The 26,624-nt window shown below is 32.5% G+C and carries 33 protein-coding genes and 2 other annotated features; of the genes, 7 read left to right on the top strand and 26 right to left on the bottom strand.

The genetic code is table 11. The annotated features are described in order from the left end of the window. Positions 1 to 130: 130 nt before the first annotated feature. Genes ACFVRR_RS05815 through ACFVRR_RS05800 form a run of 4 tightly spaced genes read right to left on the bottom strand, consistent with a single transcriptional unit; the run spans position 131 to position 2,766 of the window. Positions 131 to 736, bottom strand: coding sequence for a flavin reductase family protein (locus tag ACFVRR_RS05815; protein ID WP_387326057.1), 606 nt, complete (start codon positions 734 to 736; stop codon positions 131 to 133). 16 nt (positions 737 to 752) lie between these two features. Then, the gene (locus ACFVRR_RS05810; RefSeq protein ID WP_387325745.1) at positions 753 to 1,358 is read right to left on the bottom strand and encodes an alpha/beta hydrolase; all 606 of its coding nucleotides are present in this window, start codon (positions 1,356 to 1,358) and stop codon (positions 753 to 755) included. Positions 1,359 to 1,360: 2 nt separating this feature from the next. After that, the gene (locus ACFVRR_RS05805) at positions 1,361 to 2,302 is read right to left on the bottom strand and encodes a ring-cleaving dioxygenase (RefSeq protein WP_387325742.1); all 942 of its coding nucleotides are present in this window, start codon (positions 2,300 to 2,302) and stop codon (positions 1,361 to 1,363) included. A 20-nt stretch (positions 2,303 to 2,322) separates the two neighbouring features. Next, complete coding sequence (locus tag ACFVRR_RS05800; RefSeq protein WP_387325740.1) at positions 2,323 to 2,766, bottom strand: MarR family winged helix-turn-helix transcriptional regulator; 444 nt, start codon at positions 2,764 to 2,766, stop codon at positions 2,323 to 2,325. A gap of 259 nt (positions 2,767 to 3,025) precedes the next feature. Here ACFVRR_RS05800 and ACFVRR_RS05795 point away from each other — a divergent pair, with 259 nt between their 5' ends. Further along, on the top strand, positions 3,026 to 3,736 hold the full coding sequence (locus tag ACFVRR_RS05795; protein WP_387325738.1) for a polysaccharide deacetylase family protein: 711 nt from the start codon (positions 3,026 to 3,028) through the stop codon (positions 3,734 to 3,736). A gap of 30 nt (positions 3,737 to 3,766) precedes the next feature. On the opposite strand, the gene ACFVRR_RS05790 is transcribed toward ACFVRR_RS05795, so the two are convergent. Further along, a complete protein-coding gene (locus tag ACFVRR_RS05790; RefSeq protein ID WP_387325736.1) occupies positions 3,767 to 4,333 on the bottom strand; it encodes a VanZ family protein in 567 nt (188 codons plus the stop codon). Between the two features lie 235 nt (positions 4,334 to 4,568). Here ACFVRR_RS05790 and ACFVRR_RS05785 point away from each other — a divergent pair, with 235 nt between their 5' ends. After that, entirely contained in the window at positions 4,569 to 5,225 is a 657-nt protein-coding gene (locus ACFVRR_RS05785) for a glycosyltransferase (RefSeq protein WP_387325734.1), read from the top strand. Positions 5,226 to 5,291: 66 nt separating this feature from the next. Here the strand turns inward: ACFVRR_RS05785 and ACFVRR_RS05780 are convergent, their stop codons facing one another. Together ACFVRR_RS05780 and ACFVRR_RS05775 are read right to left on the bottom strand one after the other, a co-directional pair. Continuing rightward, entirely contained in the window at positions 5,292 to 6,080 is a 789-nt protein-coding gene (locus tag ACFVRR_RS05780) for an EcsC family protein (protein ID WP_387325732.1), read from the bottom strand. Positions 6,081 to 6,632: 552 nt separating this feature from the next. Beyond that, entirely contained in the window at positions 6,633 to 6,821 is a 189-nt protein-coding gene (locus tag ACFVRR_RS05775; RefSeq protein WP_387325730.1) for an FAD-dependent oxidoreductase, read from the bottom strand. Between the two features lie 243 nt (positions 6,822 to 7,064). On the opposite strand from ACFVRR_RS05775, the gene ACFVRR_RS05770 reads away from it, so the two are divergent. Genes ACFVRR_RS05770 through ACFVRR_RS05760 form a run of 3 tightly spaced genes read left to right on the top strand, consistent with a single transcriptional unit; the run spans position 7,065 to position 8,439 of the window. Continuing rightward, complete coding sequence (locus ACFVRR_RS05770) at positions 7,065 to 7,394, top strand: PadR family transcriptional regulator (RefSeq protein ID WP_097973583.1); 330 nt, start codon at positions 7,065 to 7,067, stop codon at positions 7,392 to 7,394. Further along, positions 7,391 to 7,795: a permease prefix domain 1-containing protein gene (locus tag ACFVRR_RS05765; protein ID WP_387325727.1), complete on the top strand. Its 405-nt coding sequence runs from the start codon at positions 7,391 to 7,393 to the stop codon at positions 7,793 to 7,795. Before ACFVRR_RS05770 ends, ACFVRR_RS05765 begins: the two co-directional genes overlap by 4 nt. An 11-nt stretch (positions 7,796 to 7,806) precedes the next feature. Next, positions 7,807 to 8,439 carry a hypothetical protein gene (locus ACFVRR_RS05760; protein WP_098232019.1) on the top strand — a complete coding sequence of 211 codons (633 nt, stop codon included), beginning with the start codon at positions 7,807 to 7,809 and terminating at the stop codon, positions 8,437 to 8,439. Positions 8,440 to 8,539: 100 nt separating this feature from the next. On the opposite strand, the gene ACFVRR_RS05755 is transcribed toward ACFVRR_RS05760, so the two are convergent. The 5 genes from ACFVRR_RS05755 to ACFVRR_RS05735 form a co-directional block, all read right to left on the bottom strand. Beyond that, positions 8,540 to 9,181: an NAD(P)-dependent oxidoreductase gene (locus tag ACFVRR_RS05755; protein WP_387325723.1), complete on the bottom strand. Its 642-nt coding sequence runs from the start codon at positions 9,179 to 9,181 to the stop codon at positions 8,540 to 8,542. 143 nt (positions 9,182 to 9,324) lie between these two features. Next, the gene (locus tag ACFVRR_RS05750; protein ID WP_387325720.1) at positions 9,325 to 9,753 is read right to left on the bottom strand and encodes an Rrf2 family transcriptional regulator; all 429 of its coding nucleotides are present in this window, start codon (positions 9,751 to 9,753) and stop codon (positions 9,325 to 9,327) included. 108 nt (positions 9,754 to 9,861) lie between these two features. Continuing rightward, a complete protein-coding gene (locus ACFVRR_RS05745; RefSeq protein WP_387325717.1) occupies positions 9,862 to 10,458 on the bottom strand; it encodes a LysE family translocator in 597 nt (198 codons plus the stop codon). A gap of 23 nt (positions 10,459 to 10,481) precedes the next feature. Then, positions 10,482 to 11,096, bottom strand: coding sequence for a LysE family translocator (locus ACFVRR_RS05740; protein ID WP_098428497.1), 615 nt, complete (start codon positions 11,094 to 11,096; stop codon positions 10,482 to 10,484). 10 nt (positions 11,097 to 11,106) lie between these two features. Beyond that, the gene (locus tag ACFVRR_RS05735) at positions 11,107 to 11,577 is read right to left on the bottom strand and encodes an Lrp/AsnC family transcriptional regulator (protein ID WP_097975163.1); all 471 of its coding nucleotides are present in this window, start codon (positions 11,575 to 11,577) and stop codon (positions 11,107 to 11,109) included. 174 nt (positions 11,578 to 11,751) lie between these two features. Here ACFVRR_RS05735 and ACFVRR_RS05730 point away from each other — a divergent pair, with 174 nt between their 5' ends. Beyond that, positions 11,752 to 12,183, top strand: coding sequence for a YmaF family protein (locus tag ACFVRR_RS05730; protein ID WP_387325714.1), 432 nt, complete (start codon positions 11,752 to 11,754; stop codon positions 12,181 to 12,183). Positions 12,184 to 12,336: 153 nt separating this feature from the next. Here ACFVRR_RS05730 and ACFVRR_RS05725 read toward each other — a convergent pair whose 3' ends face one another. From ACFVRR_RS05725 to ACFVRR_RS05675, 11 genes are all read right to left on the bottom strand, one after another. Then, the gene (locus ACFVRR_RS05725) at positions 12,337 to 12,738 is read right to left on the bottom strand and encodes a VOC family protein (RefSeq protein WP_387325712.1); all 402 of its coding nucleotides are present in this window, start codon (positions 12,736 to 12,738) and stop codon (positions 12,337 to 12,339) included. 16 nt (positions 12,739 to 12,754) lie between these two features. Continuing rightward, positions 12,755 to 13,303: an NADPH-dependent FMN reductase gene (locus tag ACFVRR_RS05720; protein ID WP_387325710.1), complete on the bottom strand. Its 549-nt coding sequence runs from the start codon at positions 13,301 to 13,303 to the stop codon at positions 12,755 to 12,757. Positions 13,304 to 13,437: 134 nt separating this feature from the next. Then, a complete protein-coding gene (locus ACFVRR_RS05715) occupies positions 13,438 to 14,391 on the bottom strand; it encodes a ketopantoate reductase family protein (protein WP_387325708.1) in 954 nt (317 codons plus the stop codon). 24 nt (positions 14,392 to 14,415) lie between these two features. Beyond that, positions 14,416 to 15,063: a response regulator gene (locus ACFVRR_RS05710; RefSeq protein WP_098428492.1), complete on the bottom strand. Its 648-nt coding sequence runs from the start codon at positions 15,061 to 15,063 to the stop codon at positions 14,416 to 14,418. A 13-nt stretch (positions 15,064 to 15,076) separates the two neighbouring features. Next, the gene (locus ACFVRR_RS05705; RefSeq protein WP_387325706.1) at positions 15,077 to 16,195 is read right to left on the bottom strand and encodes a GAF domain-containing sensor histidine kinase; all 1,119 of its coding nucleotides are present in this window, start codon (positions 16,193 to 16,195) and stop codon (positions 15,077 to 15,079) included. A gap of 2 nt (positions 16,196 to 16,197) precedes the next feature. Continuing rightward, positions 16,198 to 16,641, bottom strand: coding sequence for an SRPBCC family protein (locus ACFVRR_RS05700; RefSeq protein WP_387325703.1), 444 nt, complete (start codon positions 16,639 to 16,641; stop codon positions 16,198 to 16,200). 25 nt (positions 16,642 to 16,666) lie between these two features. After that, entirely contained in the window at positions 16,667 to 17,209 is a 543-nt protein-coding gene (locus ACFVRR_RS05695; RefSeq protein ID WP_387325701.1) for a GNAT family N-acetyltransferase, read from the bottom strand. A gap of 42 nt (positions 17,210 to 17,251) precedes the next feature. Beyond that, complete coding sequence (locus ACFVRR_RS05690) at positions 17,252 to 18,238, bottom strand: GNAT family N-acetyltransferase (protein WP_387325698.1); 987 nt, start codon at positions 18,236 to 18,238, stop codon at positions 17,252 to 17,254. 148 nt (positions 18,239 to 18,386) lie between these two features. Next, positions 18,387 to 19,178: a YwqG family protein gene (locus ACFVRR_RS05685; RefSeq protein WP_387325696.1), complete on the bottom strand. Its 792-nt coding sequence runs from the start codon at positions 19,176 to 19,178 to the stop codon at positions 18,387 to 18,389. Positions 19,179 to 19,301: 123 nt separating this feature from the next. Then, on the bottom strand, positions 19,302 to 19,670 hold the full coding sequence (locus tag ACFVRR_RS05680; protein WP_097975145.1) for a VOC family protein: 369 nt from the start codon (positions 19,668 to 19,670) through the stop codon (positions 19,302 to 19,304). Between the two features lie 111 nt (positions 19,671 to 19,781). After that, positions 19,782 to 21,518, bottom strand: a complete 1,737-nt coding sequence (locus tag ACFVRR_RS05675; RefSeq protein WP_387325694.1) for an aromatic amino acid hydroxylase — start codon at positions 21,516 to 21,518, stop codon at positions 19,782 to 19,784. Between the two features lie 371 nt (positions 21,519 to 21,889). Next, positions 21,890 to 22,121 (bottom strand) — a binding site (T-box leader). Between the two features lie 48 nt (positions 22,122 to 22,169). Beyond that, positions 22,170 to 22,402 (bottom strand) — a binding site (T-box leader). A gap of 977 nt (positions 22,403 to 23,379) precedes the next feature. On the opposite strand from ACFVRR_RS05675, the gene ACFVRR_RS05670 reads away from it, so the two are divergent. Then, complete coding sequence (locus ACFVRR_RS05670; RefSeq protein ID WP_097975141.1) at positions 23,380 to 23,946, top strand: biotin transporter BioY; 567 nt, start codon at positions 23,380 to 23,382, stop codon at positions 23,944 to 23,946. A 57-nt stretch (positions 23,947 to 24,003) separates the two neighbouring features. Here the strand turns inward: ACFVRR_RS05670 and ACFVRR_RS05665 are convergent, their stop codons facing one another. From ACFVRR_RS05665 to ACFVRR_RS05655, 3 genes are all read right to left on the bottom strand, one after another. After that, positions 24,004 to 24,510 (bottom strand): VanZ family protein, encoded by a 507-nt coding sequence (locus ACFVRR_RS05665; protein WP_387325691.1) that lies wholly within the window; start codon positions 24,508 to 24,510, stop codon positions 24,004 to 24,006. Between the two features lie 168 nt (positions 24,511 to 24,678). After that, positions 24,679 to 25,182 carry a GDYXXLXY domain-containing protein gene (locus ACFVRR_RS05660; protein ID WP_387325689.1) on the bottom strand — a complete coding sequence of 168 codons (504 nt, stop codon included), beginning with the start codon at positions 25,180 to 25,182 and terminating at the stop codon, positions 24,679 to 24,681. Next, the gene (locus ACFVRR_RS05655; protein WP_387325686.1) at positions 25,172 to 26,434 is read right to left on the bottom strand and encodes a DUF2157 domain-containing protein; all 1,263 of its coding nucleotides are present in this window, start codon (positions 26,432 to 26,434) and stop codon (positions 25,172 to 25,174) included. The genes ACFVRR_RS05660 and ACFVRR_RS05655 overlap by 11 nt, the downstream gene beginning before the upstream one ends. Positions 26,435 to 26,624: the final 190 nt, after the last annotated feature.

The raw sequence follows: 26,624 nt of genomic DNA, 5'->3' as shown, positions 1-26,624 counted from the left end.
AACTTATTCAATAGTTATTTAGTTTTCATTTGTTATACGATTAGGTTCTGCAAATCGTTCATTTTTCTTTTAATTTTTTTCAAAAAAAAGTGAAGGGTAAATTCTACTTTACCCTTCACTTTTATTAAACTTATTTAGGACGATCAATCGTAAACATTTCTCCAACTTTAGCATAGTCATTCCCTGCTAAACGGCTAACTGCTTTTAAGCCATCTGCATCTATACGTCCATTTTCATAAATTTCATCTTCTATATGAAAATAAACAACCTTGCCTATTAATAAGTCGCAAGCCTCATTATCTTTTCCTAATGGAATTACCTGTTCTAAAATACATTCCATTCGAATTTTTGACTCTTTCACACCTGGAACTGAAACCATTACGCTTTCTACTGGTGTTAAGCCTGCTAATTCAATTTCACTTTCAGTAGGTGGCAATGCAGCTGCTGTTTTGTTTATCGCTTCAACATTCGATTCATCAACGATATGAACGACGAACTCTTTTTTCTCTATGGCATTTCTAGCTGTATCTTTTTGTTTACCATTTTGTCGCTGAACAGATACAGAAATCATAGGTGGATTAGCCGTTACGATGTTGAAATAGCTAAATGGTGCACCATTTACTACATTCTCGTTTGATTCAGTTGTAACAAAAGCAATTGGTCTTGGAATAATACTACCAATTAAGAACTTATAATTATCACGATCACTTAAATCTGCTGGAGAAAAAGATTTCATCATTACTGCATACTCCTTAAAAGTTATTTTTGTACCAATCAGCTGCTGCTTCAATTTCCGATCTAGTTAAGCTATGCCCCATGTTTTCCCAATGAGTACCGACTTTTGCCCCGGCACCTTCTAACAATGATGCTAATTCTTCTGTTTCTTGTGGTAAACAGATTGGATCATTTTTGCCTGCTCCAATGAAAACTGACACATCTTTCATATTTGGCAATTCTAAATCACGAATCGGTACCATTGGATGCAATAGCATTGCACCTTTAAATACATTTTCATAATGGAATAGTAGACTTCCAGCAATGTTTGCACCGTTTGAATAACCAATTGCGATCATATTGTTTGGATCAAATCCATGTTCCGCGGACGCTGATTCAATAAATTCTTTTAATTCTTTTGTACGGAAAACTAAATCTTCCATATCAAATACACCTTCAGCTAATCGCTTAAAAAAACGTGGCATTCCATTTTCACTTACATTTCCTCTTACTGATAATACAGAAGCTTCATCATCGATCATACCTGCAATTGGTAATAGATCAAGTTCATTCCCACCTGTACCATGTAATAATAAAAATGTTGGCTTCGATGGATTACTTCCTCTATTAAATACGTGTTTCATCGTCATTCTCCTTTCACTTCTCTAACAACAATTGGTTGCAAGTGATTTTCTATTATTTCACGATGTGGTTCCTGCCACTTTGGTAGCATTAACTGTTCACCTAAATGGTCTATATTCTCATCAATCATAAATCCTGGTGGATCAGTTGCAATTTCAAATAATAACCCACCATTTTCACGAAAATAAATTGCGTTAAAATAATTTCGATCTTTTACTTCAGTAACTCCATAATGATTATCATATAATTTATGTTGCCATTTTACATGTTCTTCATCATTACTTGCTCTCCAAGCAATATGATGGACAGTTCCTACTCCCATAGCTCCTCTTCCTACTGCTGCTAATTCAATATCGATAATATTTCCGATATCACTAGCAGCTTTAAAACGTAAATAGTTACCCTCTTGACCTAAGCATTCTAATTCCATTACGTTTTCCAACAGTTCAGCTGTTTTATTTGGTGCTCCAGAATATAAAACTGCACCACCAAACCCTTTTATTGCTACATCCTTTGTAACACCATTAAATTCCCATGTATTTTCCTGGCCAGCTTCCCTTTCTACTAATTCAAGCTGTAAGCCATGAAAGTCTTCAAATTGAAGAAATGTTTCTCCAAACCGACTTACTTTTTTTGTTTGAATTTTAAAAGATGCTAAACGGTTTTCCCAAAATTCCATTGAGTTAGCTGGGATTAAGAATGTTGTGATTCCTACTTGCCCACTACCAACTTTTCCTCTATATGCATTTGCCCAAGGGAAAAAAGTCATGATCGTCCCTGGTTTTGCAGTTTCGTCTCCAAAATAAAAGTGATACGTACCTGAATCATCAAAATTAATTGTTTTTTTCACAAAGCGTAAACCTAAAATCCCTGCGTAAAAATCCATATTTTCTTGTGGATCACCAACTATCGCAGTGATATGATGTATGCCTTTCATTTTCTCCATAAACTTTCCTCCGTTCTAATTCATTCTTTATTTAATTTCCTTAGTAAAGTAAGTAATTGTAATTGCTCTTCTTCAGTTAATTTGCTGAATTGAGCTTGTTGAAACTCATCTTGTGAAGGAACGATTTCTTCATACATTTTTTGACCTATCTCTGTTAAAGAAAGATATTTGTTTTTCCATTCTACTTCTCTTTTAATCCACTGAAGCTCTTCCATTTTCTTTAATAGATGAGTCACATTTCCTTTTGTAACAACTAATTTATCGGCTAATTCTTGCTGAGTAAGACGCTTATTTCTCCCAACATGGACAATTACATCAAATTGAGCAGTCGTCAGTCCCCATTTTTTCAATTGATTATTTGATTCTCTAACATTTTTAAGATAAAAACGAGCTAATCGAAACCAAAGTAATACTGCTAAATTTTTTGATTTGTTTGTAGAAGATTCATTATGATTATTTAACATTTTGCACCTCTTTGATCGATCTTGTTATCAGTTTAATACTAAACTGATAACTTTGCAAGTAGATTATTTTATCTAAATAAAAACCTATTTTCAAAAATTACATTCGAATTCATTTCTATTTCATACCTTAAAATACTGTATTACACTACTTCTTCTATCTCTCTTAAATTCCCTTTAATTTCCTTCTTTTATTCTTTTTTTAATTAGTGATGATATAATTATGTTTAATTTTCAATAACTAGAAAGACAGGTAAAATAGATGAAAAAAAGGCTACTGAAAATAAGTGCAAGTATTCTAATTTTGTTTCTGATCTTATTTGGATTGTACAAACTAATGAATGCAAGATCTTTTCAGCTTTTTGGGGGATTAACAAATGAAGTACATACTAACCAAAAAGTAGTCGCTTTAACCTTTGATGACGGTCCAACTAAAAATGTTGATGACATTCTACCACTTTTAGATCAATACAATGCAAAGGCTACTTTTTTTCTAATCGGTAATGAAATTGAAAAGAATCCCGAAGAAGCTAAAAAAATTGTAGATGCGGGGCAACAAGTTGGAAACCATACATATTCTCATGACAGAATGGTGCTAAAATCACCTTCTTTTATCAAAAATGAAATCGAAAAAACAGACAAACTAATTCGAAAAGCTGGCTATAAAGGGGAAATTGATTTCCGTCCACCAAATGGGAAAAAACTACTTGGCTTACCGTATTACATGCATAAACATAACCGAGAAACGATTACATGGAATTTAGAGCCAGATACTTTTTACACAAATCCTCAAGACAAAATAAACTATGTAAAGCACAATATTAAACCAGGCTCAATTATTTTAATTCATCCGATGTATGATAAAACTGGTAAAGTATTAGAAACGATTAAGGGTATATTGGATTTATTATCGAAAGATGGATATAAATTTGTGACAGTGAAAGAGCTCCAGAAGTTACAAAAAGACAAGTAGCATTATACTCCTTGTCTTTTTATATATTGATTAACGATTTTCTTCTAATAGTCCTGGTTTAATCGATAATTTAGTACTTAAACTAAAGACTCCGACTCCTAACACAGTGCCAAATGTATTTAATAATAAATCATCAATGTCGCATGATCGATAATTATATCCAAGAAAAAACCCTGAGGTTCCTTGAATTATTTCAATCCCTAAACTTATAGTAAAACCAACTAATATCGTTTTACTTTTCATGATCTTCGGATAAAGAACTTGCAAAGTAAATCCAAATGGCATAAATAAGAGAATATTTCCGCCAACTTGCTTTAGAGCAATTGAAAATGATCCATATCTTATTGAATCTACAACTACTTTAAAGGGGACAAAATTATTTGTATATCCCAAGTGATCCTCAATCATGACTTGAATTAGATATTTTTGATAAGGAAATGGGAACAAAGTAAAATCGACGAGACATGTAATATAGATTCCAAAGATTATCCAATATAAATATTTTAGTAGAGTAATATAACCTTTAAAGAATCTATAACCAAAATATAAAATGATTAAAGTCATGATAAAGATACTAGGATATAAATAATCTAACAATGCTTTCCTCCCCTTCACCCTCCAAGGAATATGTAACACTTCTGAAGTATTTTTACATTTTTTTCCAACAGATAATATACTATATCAAAATTACTATTTTTTACATAGCCCATCTAATCATTTTTGATGTTTTCCATATACAAATGAACTAAATGTAAAAACTTTGAATATTACTTGAAAAAAAATCCAAAATAATACTGGTAGATTTTGAAAACATTTCAAAGGAGACATCTAGATGAAGAAACAATTACTAAAATTTACATCTCTTTTTTTATGTTTTGCACTTGTTTTATCCCCTATTAAATCCAGTGCAGAGCAAGTAGATACACGAGCTCATGGAAGATGCATAAGTAACTCGGCATGTAATTTCAAAGCAGATATGAGAAAGCTTTGGATGGATCATTTAATTTGGACTAGTAAGTATATTGTTAGTGCTGTTGCTGGAATGCCAGATAAGGATGTAGTACTTGCAAGACTCTTAAGAAATCAACAAGATATTGGGAATGCAATTAAACCATATTATGGTGCTGCCGCTGGAGATCAACTTGCTAAATTACTCACCGACCACATTGTAATCGCTGGTAAGATTATTGATGCTGCGAAAGCAAATGATATGGCAACTTTAAAAACTTTGAACGACACTTGGTTTAAAAATGCAGATGATATTGCAGCACTTTTAAGTAAAGCAAATCCAAATTGGACAAATCAAGCTGTAAAAGACTTACTATATACACATTTAAAAATGGTAACTAATGAAGCTGTAACTAGAATAAAAATGGACTGGGACGGAAATGTAAAAGCATTTGATGCTAGTCTTCAACATATGATCACTATCGCTGATACAATTTCTTCAGGCATTATTAAGCAATTCCCGAATAAATTTAAATCTTAAACAAACGTTTGATTAATTAACAAAAAAGATGAATTTAGCGCTAAACTAAATTCATCTTTTTTCTGCTTATTTTAAATCATGCAATCTTTCCATGATCCGTCTTTTTTTATAAAGCATTCTACCAGTCTCGCCAACATCTTCAATTGCTTGTTTATTTACATATGCACCAAATATTAAACCTGCAATTGGAACCATCTGAAATAGTTTTTTCCATCCCATGTTATCACGATATGTATAAAAAACTTCTCTCCAACCTTCAATTTGAGAAAAGGCTTTTTTTCCTTCAATATTTGTTAATTCTTCTAATATCGCCTTTTTACCAACTATATCAGCAGATGTAAATTGTAAGCATTTAATAATGAATACTCTCTCCATTTGATCATTTGGATCATAACCATAAGAAATGGCTATTTCTTGAAGTGTCTTTAATGTAAGTCCTAATAAGATTGGGATATCGATCGCAATTGTAAATATTCCACCAAAACCTGTTGTCGCTCCTTGGACCTTTGCAAATTGTATACGACTAGCAATAAAATCATTCGAAACACGATCCATTTGCTCAAGACTAAGTTGATTGACCATTTCAATTTCGGTTAGTTCTTCAATAGAAAGCTCCTTACCCATCCTAGTTAGAGTTGAAGGAACACTAACTAAATATTGACCACCAGCATTCACATACTTAGATAGCTCATCTAAAATAATTCCGATCTTATCGTGAACGAACTTAGGTGTAATTTTATCCAAGATCATAAATGGAATTCTACCGATTTTCTCCCAAAAAAATACACTTTTCTGATCCTTCTCCCATTTTTCAATTTCATTAAGCTGCGTAATTAGATACTCTTTCGTTTCCATAAACACTCCTATAATTTTTAATCTAAACATAGTAACTACCAAAACTATAAAGCTTTTTGTGAAAAAAACCAAAAATAAAAAGGGCTAGCTCATAAGCCCTTTATGAGTTAAGATATTTCATCTTTCTTACTCATGAATATCTTATGAGTTACTAAATCTCTTCTTTTTGCTGTTTTACTTACTCATGAACACCTTATGAGTTACTAAATCTCTTTTTTCCTGCTTATATAAAAACAAGGAATCCTATAAAAAGTGGGACCCCCTGTTCTAATGTTTAAAATGTTCCTAGTACTCAACTTAAAAATCTTATTTTTTCAGGATTTCGAAGCATATAAATACTACGATAACGGTCTCCTTCTATTTCAAAACAAATTACGTTTGGCTCGACGCCTTCACTTTTAACAATTAAAACAATTTGATTATTGATTAAAACAATATCGGTTTCGGATGGAGAGTTAATTTTCTTCCTTACACCAACAAGGAATGCAATAACATTTTTCTGTAGTTTGATTGGGCGAAGAGGAGCCTTCGTTTTGCCACCGGCGTCTGTAATTAGTACGATATCTGTGCATCGCCAATTGTATTCGAAATACCTCTCCCACCTAATTTAGATGCTTTATCCAATAGAAGTACTTTTTTACCTGCTTGAGCTAAGTAATTTGATGCAGTTAACCCAGCAATCCCACCACCTAATACAGTAACATCCCATTTTTGATGACCATCTATTTGATTTAAGTTCATAATATTATCTCTCCCTTTCCTTTTCTTCACTAATTAAGACGAATGAAATACAAAAAATGTGACATATAGTAAAGCAGGACACAGAAAAGATAATTAGTTTATTTTGGCTTTGGACGGGCTTATTTCACTTCTATCGAATAGTCAAAAACAAAATCACATAAAATTACTTTGACAGATAGAGTAATTATTGTTAACATTACTCTATCAGATAGAATAATATTTTAGAAAGTGAATAGGTGAATTATGGTTAGAAGTGACATCATACGTGGGCATCTTGACTCAATCATATTAAAACTTATTTCTGAGAAAGATCGCTATGGATATGAGATTTCTCAAGAAATTGGATTACGGACAGACAATCGGTTTCAAATAAAAGAAGCAACTTTATACGCTGTATTTCAGCGCTTAGAAAAAAAGGAATTAGTGGAAGCTTATTTTGGTGATATTACACACGGTGGAAAAAGAAAATATTACAAAATCACTTCATTAGGTAAAGCATATTTAAGTGAATTAGTAAAAGAATGGCAAGAAGTAAAAGAAATTATTGATTTATTCATGGAGGAGATAGAATGAAAAAAATTAGAAATCATATTGAAGAACTATTTAAGGATGTTCCTAAAACTGAACAATCAGAAATAGTTAAACAAGAGATCATTCAGAACTTAGAAGAAAAAGTCATGTTTTTAATGGAAAATGGTAAGGAAGAAGAAGATGCTATAAACAAAGCAATTGTAGAATTTGGGGACATTGAGGAATTAAAGAGAGAACTTGGTGTTAAAAAACCAGATAGCAAGAAAGCGAATTTTGCAAAACTAAATTTATCTTATTCCATTTGGGGCAGTGGCTTACTAATCGCGTTCTTCTTATTTATTAATTTTTACTACACTCCACAGACTATATGGTTTGTGTACCCAACTTTTGGTTTATTATGGTGGCCTCTTTCAATGTATTTCTACTGGCAACGTAAAAAGTGAGGTGAAGAACAGTGAAAAATTATATCGGTTTTGCAACTGCAGGCTGTATTATGACGATGGTCTTTTTTATGCTCGTTAATTTTATTACATCTCCTAGCACGATTTGGTTTATTTACCCATGTTTTTTCATTTTATTTTGGCCAATAAGTTTATATTTCATTGGAAAAAGATCGATGAAGCAATTCTCACTCTTTAGTAGTATCGTACTCCTAGCTTTCTTGTTAACGGAGAACTTAGTTCACTCACCTGATTATCTTTGGTTTTTCTATGCAGCCTTTCCAATTATTAGCTGGCCAATTCTCATGCATTTAGGTAAGAATGCTAGAACATTACCGATTGCTCTTCTTGGCAGTATCATTACGATCGCATACTATGGGTTTTTGAATTTTATCGCTTCTCCAGATTACCCTTGGGTCATTTATCCGGCATTTGCAATAATTTGGTGGCCTTTATCCATTTATCATGCGAATAGAAAAGCGTTTGTAGCATTTTCGTTTACAGCTAGCATACTAATTAGTCTTTTCTTTATCATTGTAAATATCATTTCATCCCCAGATACAATTTGGGCTGTATATCCAATTTTTGCAGTTATTTGGTGGCCTCTAAGTATGTATTTTTATGGTTATAAAAAGAAACAAATATAGGCAATAATTGGCGGACTTCAAACTATGGGGTCCATTTTATTTTTATAAATAAGAAAAGCGATTCTCATAAAGAATCGCTTTTTGATTTTCAGCCTGAAACTTATTCTGCTTCAGAAACCAATGTAAATCGTTCATTAATATGCTGTGGATTTTCAATCTCGTCTAATAATGCAATTGCATAGTCAGCATAACTTACGTAGCTATTACCTTTTTTATTAACAATAAAATTGTCTTTTCCTTTTTGATAAGCCCCAGTACGTTTACCATTTGGATCAAAAAATGCCGCTGGGCTAATAAATGTCCACTTAATATCAGTCGTTTTTTGTAAGTCGTGAAGACCTTTTGTCATATGTGATGCAGTAGCATAATATTCTTTTGGAAATTCAGGTGTGTCCACTAATTGAATCGTTTTTTGTTCATCAACATACAAGCTTCCAGCTCCACCAACTACGATTAATCTAGTATCGTTAACACCTTTTAAAGCATTTATTAACACATTCCCAGCTTCAATATAAAGATTCTCATGACCTTCAGCTGCTTTAAATGCATTTACAACAACATCAAATTGCTTTAAGTCAGTTGAGTTTAAATCAAATAAATCCTTTTCCAATACTGATACTTCTTTATTTGTTAATTTAGAAGCATTTCTTACGATTGCTGTTACCTCATGTCCTCTTTCAACTGCTTCTTTTAAAATAAGGTTTCCTGCTTTTCCTGTTGCTCCAATAATACCAATTTTCATCTTTTTTCTTCCTCCTTAAATTTTATAAAGTTGTTTTGAATTCATAGTCGTAACTAAAATAGTTACATCTAGTTTAAAAAAATATAAAAATATACAGATGTAACAACAATAGTTACATCATTTTCAAAAAAAATTGAATGATATTATCCAATTTTTTTACTTAATACTGTAACTAATTCTTCCATAGTAACTTCATCCAGTATTTTTTCCATTGCATCTTGTGCTCGATTTAAGATCAGCTCTAACACTGCTTGAATATTTGCACCGACTGGACAATTCGGATTCGGTTTCTCATGAAATTGAAAAAGTTCTCCTTCTTCTACAACTTCAACCGCTCTATAAACATCTAAAAGTGTAATTTCACTTAAAGGCTTATGAAGTGTAGCTCCACCGGTTCCTCGACGGACTTGAATTAACCCAGCATTCTTAAGTTTTCCCATTACTCTTCTAATTACGACTGGATTCGTATTTACACTTCCTGCAATCCATTCGGAAGTACAAAGCGTGCTATTCTCCATCGTGACTAAAGATAAAATATGAACAGCAACGGTAAAACGACTACTGATTTTCATAGGATTCAACCTCCGATGTAACCATTATAGTTACAACCATTATTAATTGTCAATACTATTTATTTTACACAAACTTAAAGGAAAGAAGCTACTAATACATAGCTTCCTTTACTTAATAAATGACATAATTCCTAAAACAACGATCATTAAACCAGCCATTTTATTTACTAAACCTAAGTGATTTGTAATTTTTTTTCGAAACAAACTTACTACACTACTTAAAATAAGCCACCAAGAAACCGCACCTAAAAAAACACCTATAATTAATGAAAGTGTCGATCCTATAGATGTAGAACTATGGTCAAAACCTAGTCCTGCAAACATTGCTACAAAGTTTAAAATATTTACAGGATTTGTTATCATTAATAAAAATGTAGAGAGAAACATGCTAACCATGCCATCACCCTCCAAATTTGAAGCAGATTTAGCAGGTCTTTTTAGAAAGATTTTAATTTCTAAATAAAATAAAAATATTGCACCTACGATTCGAAGAACAAATTCCTGCTCAATTAAAAATGATGAAACAATAGAAAAACCAAATGCGGCAATACTAGCGTAAAATAAGTTAGCCGAAGATGCGCCTAATCCTGTCATAAAACCAGCTGCTTTTCCCCTAGATATAATTCTTTGTATGCACAATAAACCAATCGGGCCTACGGGTGCAGAAACTGATAAACCTAAAATAAAACTTTTTATTAATAACATCTAAATATCCTCTTACGCTTGCTTTACATTAATCCATATAAAGCTATACCACCAAAAATAATAATAATAATACCTGATAAACGGTTAATTAATGTTAAAGACCGATCATTGATTCGAGATCTAAATAGTCCCACACCACTGCTTAATATTACCCACCACAAACTTGAACCACAAAAAACCCCTAATACTAAAATGACGGAAGAAACAATATTGCTATTTGAATTCGAGATTCCTAATCCTGCAAAAATGGCGATAAATGATAGAATCGTCATTGGGTTTGTTAGCGTTAAAAATAAAACGGATAAAAACGCATTAATTATATTTTTCTTTTGCGTATCAGATTGAGTATAACTGGCTTTTGAAATAAGTGTTTTTACACCTAAATAGCAGAGGAAGAAACCACCGATTAACTGAATCCAAAAATGCTGACCAATTAAAAAATTCATAATAACAGTTAATCCAAAGCCTGCAACTAAACCATAAATACCATCAGCAGTAGCAGCCCCAAGACCAGAAACCAAACCAACCATTCTTCCATACGCTAGAGTTCTACGGATACACAGTACTCCAATTGGACCAACAGGTGCAGCAATTGATAAGCCAATTATTAATCCTTTAATATAAAATTCAAGATTCATGTTACCCTCCCTACTCTATAGAAAATTTATGTTTTTGTAGTGGCAGTCGAAATGTTTCTTTCGTTGTATCCATTACAATTGTTGTTTTTGTTCTTATTACTCCCTTTAACCCTTTTATTTCATGGCTAATTACTCGATCTAAGTCTTTTGTATTTCTACTTCTTATTTTTAGTAAATAATCATCTTCACCCGCAATATGGTGACATTCCTGCACTTCCTCTAATTGATTAACAAGCTCTAAAAAAGGAGCTCGATTTTCGGGTCGCTCAAGCGAGACAGCTACAAACGCAGTTAATTCACTTCCAACTTTTTCTGAATCAACTAGCACACCAAACCCTTTAATCACACCTTGTTCAACTAATCGGTTAACACGTTCAGCTGTAGCTGGAGCTGACAAGCCAACCTCACTAGCTAAATCCGCCCACTTTATTCTAGAATTATCCATTAAACGATTAATAATTTTCAAATCGAAAGTATCCATTCACTTCAACCTTCTTTTTATAAGTATTAACTATATTTTACTTATTTTATGAAAGTAATTCAATAATTTAAAATAAAAAAACATCTAAATATTAACGTTTAATAAACATATTTATTTACTGGTACTAATAAGATGAAAAAGGAAGACAATCTTTATCGAAGGGGGCGTCAATTTATGAAAAGAGACCCGTTTGAATATCGAAAAAGACTAAGAGAAAGAGAAAGAGAAAGAGAGCTAAATGAAGAAAATGAAAGAGAGCATAATGAAGAGAAAGAAGTAAAACCCAAAGAAGAAAAGCCTCAAACACATGTACATGAGTTCGTAGCAAGTACTAAACTTGCAGAAGAAGGTGAAGACCGACATAATCATCGTTTTGCTGGCGTTACAAGCGAAGTCATTCCAGTAGGAAGACACAGTCATATACATCGAATTATAGTAAATACAGATTTTCTAGATCATCATCACGAGGTTATTATTGAAACTGGACCTCCTATTCCAGTAGGAAACGGTAAGCATGTTCACTTTGTCAAAGGAATGACAACGATCATTGATAATCATGAACACGATCTTGAATTCGCTACCTTAATCGATAGACCATTAGTTTAAGCCAATTGTAAAATTCAATTTATGTATATTTCTTTCACAATAATATACATAAGTCTATACCGAATTAATTAAGAGGGAGTCTCATAAGTCAGGTTAACTGACTTATGGACGCCCACTTCAGTGTGTTTTATATTTAAAACTTAAAATAAAATCCTAAGTATTCCGCAATCCCTCAGTATTCATTAACACAATTCTCCATCCATCCGGGTCTTCAAATGTAATACTTTTACCGAGCCAATAAGGATTCTCAGGTTCAACTTCAATATAACCCATATGATTTAATCGGTTTTTAACAAGATCTATTTCAGCTTTATGAGGTATATAAAATACTAAAAGATTATCCTTTGTTGGGGCAGGACATGGGCTTCCATCAATATGTTGAGTAAATTCTAAATGGTATTCAACATTAGGTAATCCAAACATGATTCCATCGTAACCATCGTGATTTTGAAAACCACCCACACGTTTTAAGCCTAGCCCTTCTCCATAGAACTTACTTATTTCAGCTAATTGGTTTGTAGGTCTTGCAATTCTAAACTGAACCCAGTTTTTCATTGTCATCACCTTATCCTTAATAGTTTGTTGTTGCCCATTCTACATTTAGCTTTTTTGATATTTGAGTATAGAGCTTTAATTCTTGAAATAAGCTATCTACTGAAAAAGATGTATTTTCTTCTAACGCAGTACCTTCTGATATAAAGTCTGATGGATCAATCACAACTTGTTTCGATAAAATATTTGCATATAATGCTCTTAAAACAATTCTCATATTGTTAAGTGCATTAATGCCACCCTTTCCTCCACCGGCTACAGCCAATATTGCAACAGGCTTATCTTTAAAATGCTTACTACCTAAAAAGTCAAAAGCGTTTTTTAATGCTCCGCTCATTCCACCATGATATTCCGGTGTTGCAATGATCATAGCATCAGCATTTTCTAGCTGTGATCTTAGTTTTTGGATATTAGCATTTTCATTTTGCTCCTCTTGACCATTATAAATTGGTAATACTAGTTCACTTAAATCAATTGTTTTTACATTGTATTTTTTCAAGATGATTTTAGTTAATTTACCTGTACGACCTTCTTTTCTTGGACTACCATTAATCATTATAATATTCATATTTACCACTCCTTTAATTCGTACCTTTAGTATAGTCAATTAATAAATTCCGAACTTCAGTCGTTTGATAGAACTTTTCTACACGTTTAGGAGTATATAAAAATGAAAAAAATCTACAACTAAAGTTGTAGATTTCAAACTGATAAATGTTCGGTTTCTCGATTATTACGATCTTGATTCATTTTTTGATAAACTTTAATGTTTTGATAAACTAATTCAAGTAATTTAGCAGTTATATCCTTTTTCTTTGCAAGTTCTAGTAAATACCCTTGCAAATGATCCCCCTCTACTAATGACCATTTTTCCATATCCCTCTGCAAAGAGGACTTCATATCATATCCAAGAGCATCGATAGATTTCATATGCTCATCTACAATATTTTCAGAAATCGGTGCATCATGGGATCTCATAATATTAGCGCACTCTACAAATAATTCACGGATAGTAGCTCTTCCACCATCACTTTCTCTAATTGGACCAATTGGCGCACGCATAAGAGACGTAACACCAGACATTACAGTAATAAATAAATATTTATGCCACATATCTCGTTCAATCTGCTTACTAAGGACAAAGTCAGCTTTTGATCCGCTAAATGCATGAGCAATTTTTTTAATACGGTCAGTTTCTTTGCTTAAGAATTCACCAAATACAAGTCTAGCAGCTTTACTTGTTTGAGCAACTTCCCCGGCTTCATTCAAAGTAGTTTCGATAAAACATAAACCGCCTATAACCTTTTCGTCACCAAATGCCTGCTTTAAAGGATTTAGATGAGCAATACCATTCAAAAGAGGTAAAATAACAGTTTGATCACCTACGAACGGTTTTACATCCAAAATAGCGTCGCTTAAATGATATGACTTAGTCGAGAAAAGCACGATGTCAAAAATCTCGGCAGGACTCTTTGCAGTAATTAGATTCGGTTGAAATGAAAAATCACCATTCACACTACGAATAACTAAACCATTTTCCTCTAGCTGTTTTTTCCGATTAGCTCGTACTAAAAATGTAACATCTTCTCCTTTTTCTACTAAGCGTCCTCCAAAATAGCCGCCAATTCCTCCAGCTCCTAATACAAGAATTCGCATAACACTCTTCCTTTCTATTAATATCTAATTCATAATCCCATTTCGTACTGCATATAATGCCAATTGAGTTCGATCTTGAAGCTGAGTCTTGGCTAATATATTCGAAACATGGGTTTTTACAGTTTTTTCTGTAATAAATAATGATGCCGCAATTTCTTTATTACTCTTTCCCCTCGTAATTTCCTTCAATACATCCATTTCTCGCTTAGTTAATTTGTCTTGAAATGACTCATCGTTCTTCGTTTCGATCTTCCCAGTTAATGCAGAAACTAATTGCGTCGTAACCTTTGAATGAAACTGTTTTTCCCCATCGTGTATCTTTCGGATCGCAGAAACGAGCTCATCTGGGTCACTATCCTTTAAATAATATCCCGCTGCACCTGCTTCAATTGCAGGTAAAATATGATCTTGATCATAAAAACTAGTTAAAATCATTACTTTAACTGTTAAGCCCTCTATTTTTATTCTTTTGGTTGCTTCAATTCCATCTAGAACTGGCATCGCTAAATCCATGATGACAATATCAGGTTTTAACTCTTTAACTAATCTTAATGCCTCTTCTCCGTTTGATGCTTCCCCAATAACTTCGATATCATCTTGCGTATTTAAGAAGAAAATAAGTCCTCTCCTAACTACATGATGATCATCAGCAATTACTATTTTAATAGACATAAAACGCTCCTTTTTAAAAAGGGATATTCGTCGTAATTTTTGTTCCTTTATTCAAATCACTTTCAACTAAAAACGACCCTTTTATCGATTTGACTCTTTCCTTCATGCTTTTCAAACCTAATGTTGGAATTTGTACATCCTTTGGGCATATAAAACCGACACCTTGATCTCGAACCGTCATTTTTACTTTCTTTGTACTGATTGATAATTGTAAATATACCGTATTTTGTCCTGAATGTTTTCTACAATTATTAAACGCTTCCTGACCTACACGCCATAACGTTTCTTCTATTTTAGAAGGTAATATCGTTGTTCCTTTTACATTACTAATTACTTTTAAGCCTAGCATTTCACCATAATTAATTAATGCACTAACTATTCCTTTTTCAATACCCTGTGGTCTAAGCTGCCATATTAAGGCTTTCATTTCTGCTTGTGCTTCTTGGGCAATTTGTTGAATATGATTAAATGTATCCTTTGATTTCAGATTGTCGGATACATTTGCACCTGCTTTGGCAGTTACATTAATCGAAAACAATAATTGACTAACTGAGTCGTGTAAGTCCTTTGCAAGACGATTTCTTTCTTGAATCACCTCAAACTCTTTTACCTGTTCTGTTAATTGAATTCGTTTAATTGCTGTTCCAATTTGCAACGCAACTGCACCTAGTAAATTCAATTCTTCCTGATCAAATTTTAATTTATTAGAAGCAGCAACATTTAATAAACCAAAAGATTCTTCACCTGCTTGCAGTGGTACAGTCGCATGATGAGTGACACCATTTGTTTCTCCCCAATTATGAATAACTGAGTCTTCTAATCTTTTACATTCCATAATGTTTGATGCCTTATTAAGTCTTCCGGTATTATATTTATCTACACACCAACAATCTCCATTGCACATTGGCTTAGCTTCTTCGTTCATAAGAGCTGGAGGTAATTCATGTGAAGCGACTAATTCGAAGCCCCCATTTTTATCAATTAAAAAAATCCATCCTGTATCTAGACCCGTAACTTGAATTAATTTGGCTAAGGCACAATTGAGGGTACTGTGTAAATTAGTACCCTCGTTTAATATTTCAGCAATTTCTTTTAATACTTGTAGCTCTAAAAGAAATGATTCTTTTTTCATACTTATGCTAATTCCTTCATTCGACGATCAAGTTGTTCAAGCACCATCGGCCATGCTTGCTCGTGTTGGTCTCTTGATAATTCATCTGAGAATCCTGCATGTGTCAATCTAATAACTGCAGCTCCACTTTCATTTGTTGAAAACTCCACAGTTACTACAGTCTCCGTTTTGGATCCAGAAGTGAACCAAGTAATCTCAACAAGTTGATTGTGCTCAAGCTTTAAAAAGCGACCATAATGTGGATGACGCTTATCCTCAAAATGCGTCTCAAAGAAAAATACAGAATTAACCTCTGCCTTCATAATCACTGAACCAGGCGCAGCAAACCAATCACCAAATCTTTTTGTCCAAGCTTCATACAACACATCTATAGAATTTTCCATTACTCGTTCCACAGTGAGACTATGTGGTCTACTTGATAAATCTGGATAACTAATAATATTCATATTAATCCCTCCAAAAGTTTTATAGTTATTCATTTTCATTAATGATAGCTAGCATTTGGTGATCTTCCCATTTCCCATTTATACGTACATTTTTCTTGGCAATTCCCTCTTTATGGAAACCCGCCTTTTCTAATACTCTTATTGAACCAATGTTATGCGGCATTACACCTGCTTCAATGCGATGTAATTTTAATTCATTAAAGGCATATTCTACAACTAACTTTGCAGCTTCAGTTGTATAGCCTTTACCATTTTGTTGTTCATCTAAAGAATAACCAACAAAACAACTTTGTAAATCTCCTCTTAAAACCTCTGCTAGCATCGTAAAACCTATAAAAGCGTCTGTTTCCTTTAAAAAGATACCAAATCCATAATAAAGATCATTGTCACTTTTCTCTTTATATGACTTAATACGATCCTGCTGAGCTTCCAAAGTATAGAAACTCTCGTCTTTTATATATGTAAAAGGTTTAAAAAACTCTCTATTTCGAACTTCGTATGATAAAAAATCCTCTGCATCTGCAACTTCTAAATGTCTTAAATATATATTATTACCAACTAAATTCATCTGTTTCCTACACTCCCTAGTTTTCCTGCTTTTCCTGACCCTTTAAACGCCTGTTGCCCAAATTATTCTTGGATCAATCTTACGGACTAGTCGATACGCTATCGGTTTAAACCCATTTTTTGGCCAGAATCTCGAGGATTCTAAATTCGTAATTCTCCAATCTGTTTCGCAAAGTTTATAGCCATCTTTGTCAGCAAAAGTAAGTCCATGCTGTAATAAGGCCGTACTAACACCGATTCCCCGAGAAGATTCGACGGTTGCTCCTACTACTAAACTAATGCAAGATTCAGGTGTTAATAAATTCTCATCAGATGCTGCTGCTGATTCAAATACTTGGAAACCTACAATCTCATTTTGATAGATTGCTAACCACAACGTTGCCGCTTCATCATTAATAATTTCTACATAACCTTCCTTGTAATCATCTCTTTCTTCAATAAACCCTGGTGCAAATACCGGTGACTTCGCTTGATGTTCCATGATTACAGTTGCTAATTCACGTATTCTTTTTTCATCTTCACTAGTTGCCAATCGAATCTGTATATCTTCAAATACATTATCAGACGAAACTGACAAATCACGTATACCATGAACCTGCTCATAAGCAAATCCTAAATGAAGCCAAGCATCTAAAGTAGACTTATTTCCACTTGGTACTATTACGTAATGATTAAACGAACCAAGCTCTACCATTTTCTTGGCAAACTCTGCATATAATTCACGATATAACTCTTCACTTTCACTTTCTGCTATAGCCATTCCAGCATATTTAATCCATGTATGACGTTCTCGATTTTTATCTGTTTGAATTGACCCAATCATATAGCCAACTAATTCTGAATCATTCACCGCTGCAATACCAAAACTGTTCTTTTCATTAAAAAGCGCCTCAATAGCTTTCTTAGCATACGAAGCCTCTTCAAATTTAGATGGTAATTCAGGATTTATACTTCGGTCATACATATGACGGATAGCCAAAAGACTAGCCGCATCATCTAAGTGTATATTTTCGAACGCGGTAAATTTCATAACAAATCTCCTTGCAACTTTTACAAGTTAAACTACTTAATAATTCTGATAATTTTAATTATCTCTTCATTCACTCATTACTAGTTCCATAAAAAGAGCATTACTTCCTGCTTGTAGCCGGATAATGCTCTCTTTCATCTTGTAAAATTCAACAACAATCCCATGTGTATAGAACATTAGTAAAATCCTTTTTTAACAGATCCTCTTTTTTAATAAAGAAGTTCGCTACACCAACGTCACCAAACATACATTCAATTGTATCATCACTATCAATTTGTAATAACAAGATAGAGTGATTTTCAGTTTTTTTAACATAATCTCTTGGATCTGACTGAGTAAAGTATGGATACCCTCCAATTCGATGACCATCTCCACTAAAATATTCAAAATAAAGCTCACCAAGCTCTTCATAATCGTCATTGTCAATTTCTGCGTCAAACGGTACGTCTAAGTTGATTTTTTCAAAGTCCATTGCTTCAGGGGATATTGGTTGGGCTGTTAATTCAAATTGCATTGCAGCTTCTTTCCCAATTGGAAATTCATCTTCTACAGTTATAAAAGAGAAGTCTTCAATTAAGTTTGTTTCATTTAAATTTTCATGATAGATAACCCTAAAGCTTTTTTGACTAGTTGGATGTTCAAAATCTTGCCCATAAAGAACATCATTAGCAATATAAAATTGAAGTAATCCCGATGTTGGAAAATTTTCTAATTTTGGTAACTCAGAAAAATTAATCTGAGCAAGTAATTTCATAGGCTCCTCATTTTCATCCTTTGGATACTCCATACTAACTGGATAATATGGGTGTCCTGCAAACTTACTTTCTATTAAAGAAGTCTTTCTTACTATTGGCTCAATTTCAACTGAATCTCTAACAGTAGACTCAATTGTTTCCTTATAAATTTGTAACTCTTTCGGTAACTTTAATTTTTTAACCATTAAGCACCTTCTTTTGTATTTGATAATTAAATCATATCAATTTTAACAATTTAATTCTCGATAAATCTCTAAATTAAAAGTAAAAAACCACTGTCAATTTACAGTGGTTAATCAATTATTTGCTTAATGAAATTCTAAAAACTCGACCCTATTCCCAAAAGGATCATTAACAAAAAAACGAGTACGACCTTCTATTGGTGGTTCCTCTTTGATTTCAAAATTGAGTTGAAGAAGTTGATCTCTTAATGCCTCTATGTTTGTAACAATTAAACCTGGATGAGCTTTTTTAGGTGCAATAAAATCTTCTTGAATACTAATATGAATTTCTTGATTACCACAAATAAACCAGCATCCACCTCTGCCTTTTAAATTTTCCGGCTTTGGCAGTTCCTTCATACCTAAAATTTCATTATAAAATTTTCTAGCCTCGTCCTCTCCACCCTTTGGACAAACTAATTGAATATGATCAATTCCTTTTATTTCAAACCCCATTGTTAACACCTCTCTCATTATGAAAAATTTATATCTATAGATTACCAGAACTAATTAATAAGAAAAGCATTACTTCTATAGAAGTAACGCTTTTCCCAATATTCTTACATATTATACTAGCTTTAAGCCATTTGTAATAAGATTCTTTAAAGTATCCTCTTTTCTTAATGCTTCCAATTCAGCTTTTAGCGGCTCAACAATTTGCTCTAATTTAGCATTAACTGTTGCAATTTCAAGTAATTCTAAACGTAATAACCAGTCACTTTGGTGTTCACGATTAAGCTCATTATGCACAGCAATTAGTTTAGAAATACAGTCATCACAGAATGAATTCTTTTCTCTAATTACTCTAACTTCTTTATATAATTTTTCTAATTCAGTTAATGGAGCCGGTGTTTCCATTACGAACTCTACTTCTTTAATTGAATCACTAAAGTAAGATGTTGGATCAGCTGCACCAGGGTATGCTGATTCAACTCGAGAACCAACTGCCATATCGAAAGTTCCCCACTCTTTTTTGAATAATTCTTTTCCTTCGTAAGTAACAGTGCAGTCTTCAAATGAGATTAGTGCAACTTTGTCTTCATTCTTAATAATATTCACAACTCTACCGGAAGCGCTTACATTGCTTAAGAATTCTAAATCAACATAGTTCCCTACGACAATACCTAAATTTTTAAGTGCAGCATCGTCACATTCTTCTAATTCAATATTTCCTTTTAGAAGTCCAATTGGTGTACCAAACCCTTTAGCATGGTAGTCTTTTCCGTGACCTTCTAATTGCTTATTATTTATTGAAAGTGCTGTTTCGCCAGTAGTATTAACGTAAATTGCTTCACCGTTTTCATCTTTTAAGATTGCATGAACAATACCAGTTACACTTAAACCAGAATTTAATTCAAATGTTGCAACGCTTTTTGATTTAAGAGCTTTATCTAAGCTTTCTGTACCACCTACACGGAATGCCATAGTGCTTGCTAATTCTTCAGCACCTTGCATTAACTCATCGAAATCTTTGCATATGAATAATTGTGCTTGCATTTCAGTTATATTTTTCGGTTGTAATGTAGAAGCTTCAATAGAGAAAGGTAGTCTTTCAACTGCATCTGTAAAGCAATGTGTGCTTTCGCCTACTGATGATAATAAACCAGCGCCGTAAATTTTGGGATTATCTAATTCACCAATTAGACCATATTCAACTGTTCTCCAGAATACGCGTGAAATTTTTTCAGCTTCTGAAATTCCAACAATTGCTTTTTGTCTTTCTTCAACTAATTTTTGTGCAGCAGCTTTTTCTTCTGTAGTCGATTTTGGATCTTCCATTACAATCGTTAAATTTCTAACTGCTTCAAATAATTCTTGTTTTTCTTTTGTAGCAAATGCCTTTGCACCAATTGAACCAATTTTTTGTACGTATTCTCTAAATACAGGGTCAAATAATATTGGCGCGTGTCCTGCAGCCTCATGAATAATATCTGGAGCAGGTGTATATTCTATATTCGTGATTTGTCTAATTTCAGTTGCGATTGGTAAAATACCATTTGCTAACAGTTCAAAAAATGCAGCGCCTGGAATTAATCCATTAACGATTCCTGCGCCCCAGCCGATTTTTGAAAGGCACTCGTTCATTTCAGCTACATTTGGAATTTTTTCCGTTTCAATTCCTGACATCTTTAGTCCATCGACAAAGGCAGAATGTGCTTTATCTTTTAATGCATGATGATTTTGTCTCATTACATAGCGCCATACAGCATGATCAATTGGCGTGTAAAGATCATAATTTTGCTCCGATAAGTACTGTTTCAAATGATGTGGTATTATTTTTGTTTCAAAAGCTGCTTCTTTCATGTCATCAGTTCCCCTTTTTAAAAATTATTTCACTTAAAAATCTATTACTCTACTTTCTTAAAAATACCCGTTCTATCTATATCTTGCTAAAAGCTTTTTTTGAGCATTTTTAAGCAAGTTTCCATCATTTAACCATTTCTACTTTTTCCAAATTACTCCTTCTTTCTACAAAATCTTTTTTTATTCGGTATTTATAGTCGTAATCAACCAAACACATCACTCCTTTCAAACACGAAATGTGTGGAACTAGACAACTAAAAAAAGACAAGCTTATATTTCACCTTAGTTCTTCTCACATTTGTAGCATATTCCGTCACATCTATGCATGCACACAGGATTTTTTTACATAAAAAAAACCCTACTGTTTGCACAGTAGGGACGAACTTTAAATTCGCGGTACCACCCTAGTTATTAGCTGTTTTACTAAAACTTACTAATATCTTCATTTCATAACGGCTCTTCACCGTCTTCCCCTCACAATTCGTTTCGAAGAAGATGCTCGTGGATTGTAATTCATGTCGTTTTATGTACTGATTTGCACCGACCATCAGCTCTCTGTTACAGGGAAAACTTCACTACTTTAATTCCATTCATTGCTTATTATTTAATTAAATTTTTTTCTTAAAATAAAAAAGTCCCTACTGTTTACACAGTAGGGACGAAATAGTCTATTCGCGGTACCACCCTAAATTATTAGTATTAAAAAAAAACAATACTAATATCTTCATTTCATAACGGCTCTTCACCGTCTTCCCCTCACAATTCGTTTCGAGGAAGATGCTCTAGGATCGTAATTCATGTGTTCTATGTACTGGTTTGCAGCAACCACCAGCTCTCTGTTACAGGGAAAACTCCACTACTAAAATTCCTATCATTGCTTTTCGCGATTCAATTAATACATACTTTATTCCTATTTTCCGGAAATGTCAACAATAATACATATTATTTTTTTTGAAGTTTTTATTATTTTAATATAATTAAAACCCTTACCTATAGAAATATTTAATTAGAAATAGATACTTTAGACTCACAAACTAAGTGTTAATTAAGTATCTCGATTTTATAGTAGTAACATACTTTTTCTTTCTAGCCTAAACAAGGATTTGGCAATCAACAAAACGAAAAAGTCTATTATCTAGGTTATTTACTAGTACCATAATCTTATTCATGCCAAAGTTATTTTCACTCTTTAATATTTACTTAAATTTCCCGTTGAAAATTTACACATATTTTAATTAGCTTCATCTTTTTGAAAGTAAAGAAGATAATGTTATATTAATAAAATTTACCCCTTGCATATTTACAAACTTCTCTAATAAATGTCTAGATATGTTTCCTTTTATTGAGTTAACTAACATATGGTATCGGTGTTTGAGCAAACATACTGTATTTTAAATTTACATGCTCAAAATGGGTCGATTAGCTTACATAGTTTTTTCAGATTTGAAAATTAATAAATTTCTTTTGAACATTGAATTTTTTGGAAATATTTAGTATCTTATGCTAAACGTGTTGATATCAATCAGGTACACCAAGTTAGGGACCAGCAGTTTGGTGTTGGAATCTGTAATATAGGAACGATGTATTAGAGTGAATGTTGCCTGTGATGAAAAAAGTAATATATCAAAATCATCTATTCTTGAATAGGGGACTAGACATTTTCCTAGAGCAATTACTTTTAATATACTTAGGTGAGCTCTCCTTAAGTCTTTTCCCTTCATTTAAAACTTCTCAAAATTAATGATTTTAATACTCTTTAAATTGAATCATATTGACAATCTTTTTATATAAAATATAATTAATTTATAATATGTTAACTAACAAATAAAATAAGTTAACATAAAGAGAGGGAGATTTTGTAATGCAACAAGAAAGATTAAAAATGCTTATTAATTCAGCTTTATTTGCAGCAATTATCGGTATTCTATCTCAAGTATCTATTCCTTTGCCCTTTTCTCCTGTTCCAATCACAGGTCAAACATTAGCAATCGGCTTAGCAGCTACGATTTTAGGTAAAAAATACGGAACAATCTCGTTACTTCTTTATTTAGCTCTTGGTGCAATCGGAATCCCGGTTTTCGCAGGTGGTGCTGCGGGGTTTGGCGTATTAGTCGGTTCAACAGGTGGTTATTTAATTGGATTTATTCCAACTATTTTCATTATCGCTTACTATATTGAAAAAACTAAGTTCACAGTCTTAAATGCAATGATTGCAAACACGATCGGAATGTTTGTTACGTTAGTTTTTGGTACTGTGTGGTTAAAGATTGCAGCTTCTCTAAGCTGGCACGATGCAATGGCTTTCGGTTTTTATCCTTTCATTATTCTTGGATTAGTTAAAGCCTATGTAGCATCTGCATTAGGTGTTATTATTGGAAAACGTTTAGCAAAAGCTAATTTATTAAAACGCGATGAAATTTCAGCGTAATACAAAAAGAGCTCATTCTTATGATGTGAGCTCTTTTTATATTCTTAAAAAAAGTTGTCAATTCATTCTAGAAGTATTAACCCTTTGTTTATTCTTCAAGTCAAAAACCAATCTTATTATTTTCAAAACTAAATAACCTAATCCACCGCCAAGTGTATTTAATATCAAATCATCAACATCAAAGCTACCTAGCTGAAATAATAATAACTGAAGTAATTCATAAGTTAAGCTTAAAATGAAAGTCGCTTTTAAAATTGATTTCAAATTATCATACTTCTTAACTATTAACGGCAACAAGAAGCCAAATGGCATAAACCCGATAATATTGCCAGCCAAATTACTAATTCTAATATCAAAATTAATATCAGCCAAAAACAAATAAAAAATAATCGTTTTGAATGGAATAAAGTTATTTGATCTCCACCAATCATCTCTAGCGAAATTAATTTCGAAATGGCTAATAAATTGTTGTACAGGTAAATATTTAAATAGAATTCTTTCAGTAAGGATCATTAAATAGAAACAGAATAATAGTAATAATATTATTTTTAGAAACTTATTCATCTTTTAATATCTCCATCATTTTATATATTAAATAATACCATATATTACCACATTATAAAGATGACTTTTCGTATTAAATATGTCTAAATATCAAACCCTTTTCTTGTCCTAAACTAGTAAACTCTTCCAAGATACTATAAAAAATAACCACTCAATTGAGTGGCTATTTCACTGAACATCGACAGCTTTAACGACTGATCGATCTCCTTTTTGTTGGACTGTAACAATATACTTAGATCCGCCTCGATTGTATTTGTCCATTTGGCTTTCTGGAATGTAAAAACGACCTAGATTATGGTTGATGACAATTTCTTCGTCTTCTTCTAAAAATACGTATTGAATAGTTGCTTTAATGTATTTTGAATGTTTTGGACGATGATCCGTTACATAATCTAATTGATAAATATCGTTTTGTCCCTTTTGAAAGACAATATAAACTTTTTCCCCTTCTTTCGGCTTACCTTTACCTTTCCAATCCTTCATTGTTATTGAATCAAAATCATACGATAGAGCTGCATAATGTCCTAATAAAGGTTCTACTGGATCCAAACTTTCTGATCTAATTTTAAACGTATCGGCTGATTGCTTAAAGTACATAATGTTTCCAAGTAAAGCTAGTAATAAGATAAATTGAATGATTGAAAGCAAAAGTAACTTCTTTTTATTTTGCATGTTCATCACCTCTTGCTTTTCTCGATTGGGTATAGACAAAATATAGAACTACTGCAAGGATAATAAACACAATTGATTTACTGATAAATGGAATTGCAAATCCTGTATAAATTCCAATAACGAGTGAGGCAAATGTTATAAAACCAATAATAATACTTCCTTTTTCCTGGCCAGATACACCTTTAAATAAACGTATACACGAATAAGCAAATAGTATTAATACTCCAACGATCATATTGGCTAATTGATCTTGTACCCCTAATATTGGCAATAAAAATATAAATAAGAAGATCCAAAGATAATTATTAAACGATACATTGTCCTTCCATTTCTTGTACATAGTATAGATTGCTAGTATTAGGATTAATAGAATGATCGTATCAAACAGTGGCACTGCAATCGGCTTTAAAAATCCATGTGAAAATTCCTTTTGTATCTCGTGGATTACATCATATGATCCTCCAAATAATGAAGTGAAAAATGTAAATAACCATATAAATATAGTAAATACAGGTAAAATAACATAAGTAATAATTCCACGTTCATTTAAATACCAAAGAATAAACACGACTAGAATGATCGGCGTCATATATTGGCGATCTGAAAATGTCTGGAAAAACATAATGACAATATAGCCTAGAAATGTGTAATTAAAGCTAGCATTCCATCGATTCTTCATTATTTTCAAGAAATAAACTGAGCAAAGTAACAATGGAATTTGAATAAGATAAACATGTGCCGTTCCTATTCCAGCACTATAACTCAAGCTAAAAAATCCGATTCCTAAGAAAAGATAATAAAACATATTATGCTTTAACACATAATAGTAAAGGAATGCGAGCATTGTCCAAGTGATCAAAAATACTGGACTATCACTAGTAAATTGATACATTTGTACAATTAAAACAAATGCACATGCGTACCCAATTACATTAATAAAGTTTAAACAATTCCCAAACAATTCTTTACCCTTTTGATAGCTTATAAATGCAACTGCATGGAAAACTAATAGTGTTACAAAAATAATGATTAATCTCATGGTTTGACTAAAATCGTTCCAGTTACTGCCCACAAGCGCTAAAATTGAGAATGCTACAAGTAATGCAATTAAAAATGGTATAATATCTCCTAAAAATGATTGCTTTTCAGCTTTAGCCTGCTGCCTTTCATACTCGACTATTCGATTTAATGATTCTTCATCTAGTAAGTTATGCTTGTGCCATTCTTTTAGCTTCTGATCTAATTTACTCAAGTAATCCCCCCCTTTAGTAGCAGTTTATAAAACTACTTCCATTACTATTATAATTTCTTAATAAAACATAAATTACCTCTAAATCTAAAATTTTAGGAGAATATATTTAATCAAACGTTTGTTTAATTGCAAATACCCCTAATTTTTGCTTTATCAATACAAATAAACAGCCCTATCACTAGGGCTGTTT

Source organism: Gottfriedia sp. NPDC057948 (assembly GCF_042887255.1).
GTDB lineage: Bacteria > Bacillota > Bacilli > Bacillales > Bacillaceae_G > Gottfriedia.
The sequence above is the reverse complement of the archived record's forward strand: the minus strand, read 5'-3'. Positions and strand labels throughout refer to the sequence as shown.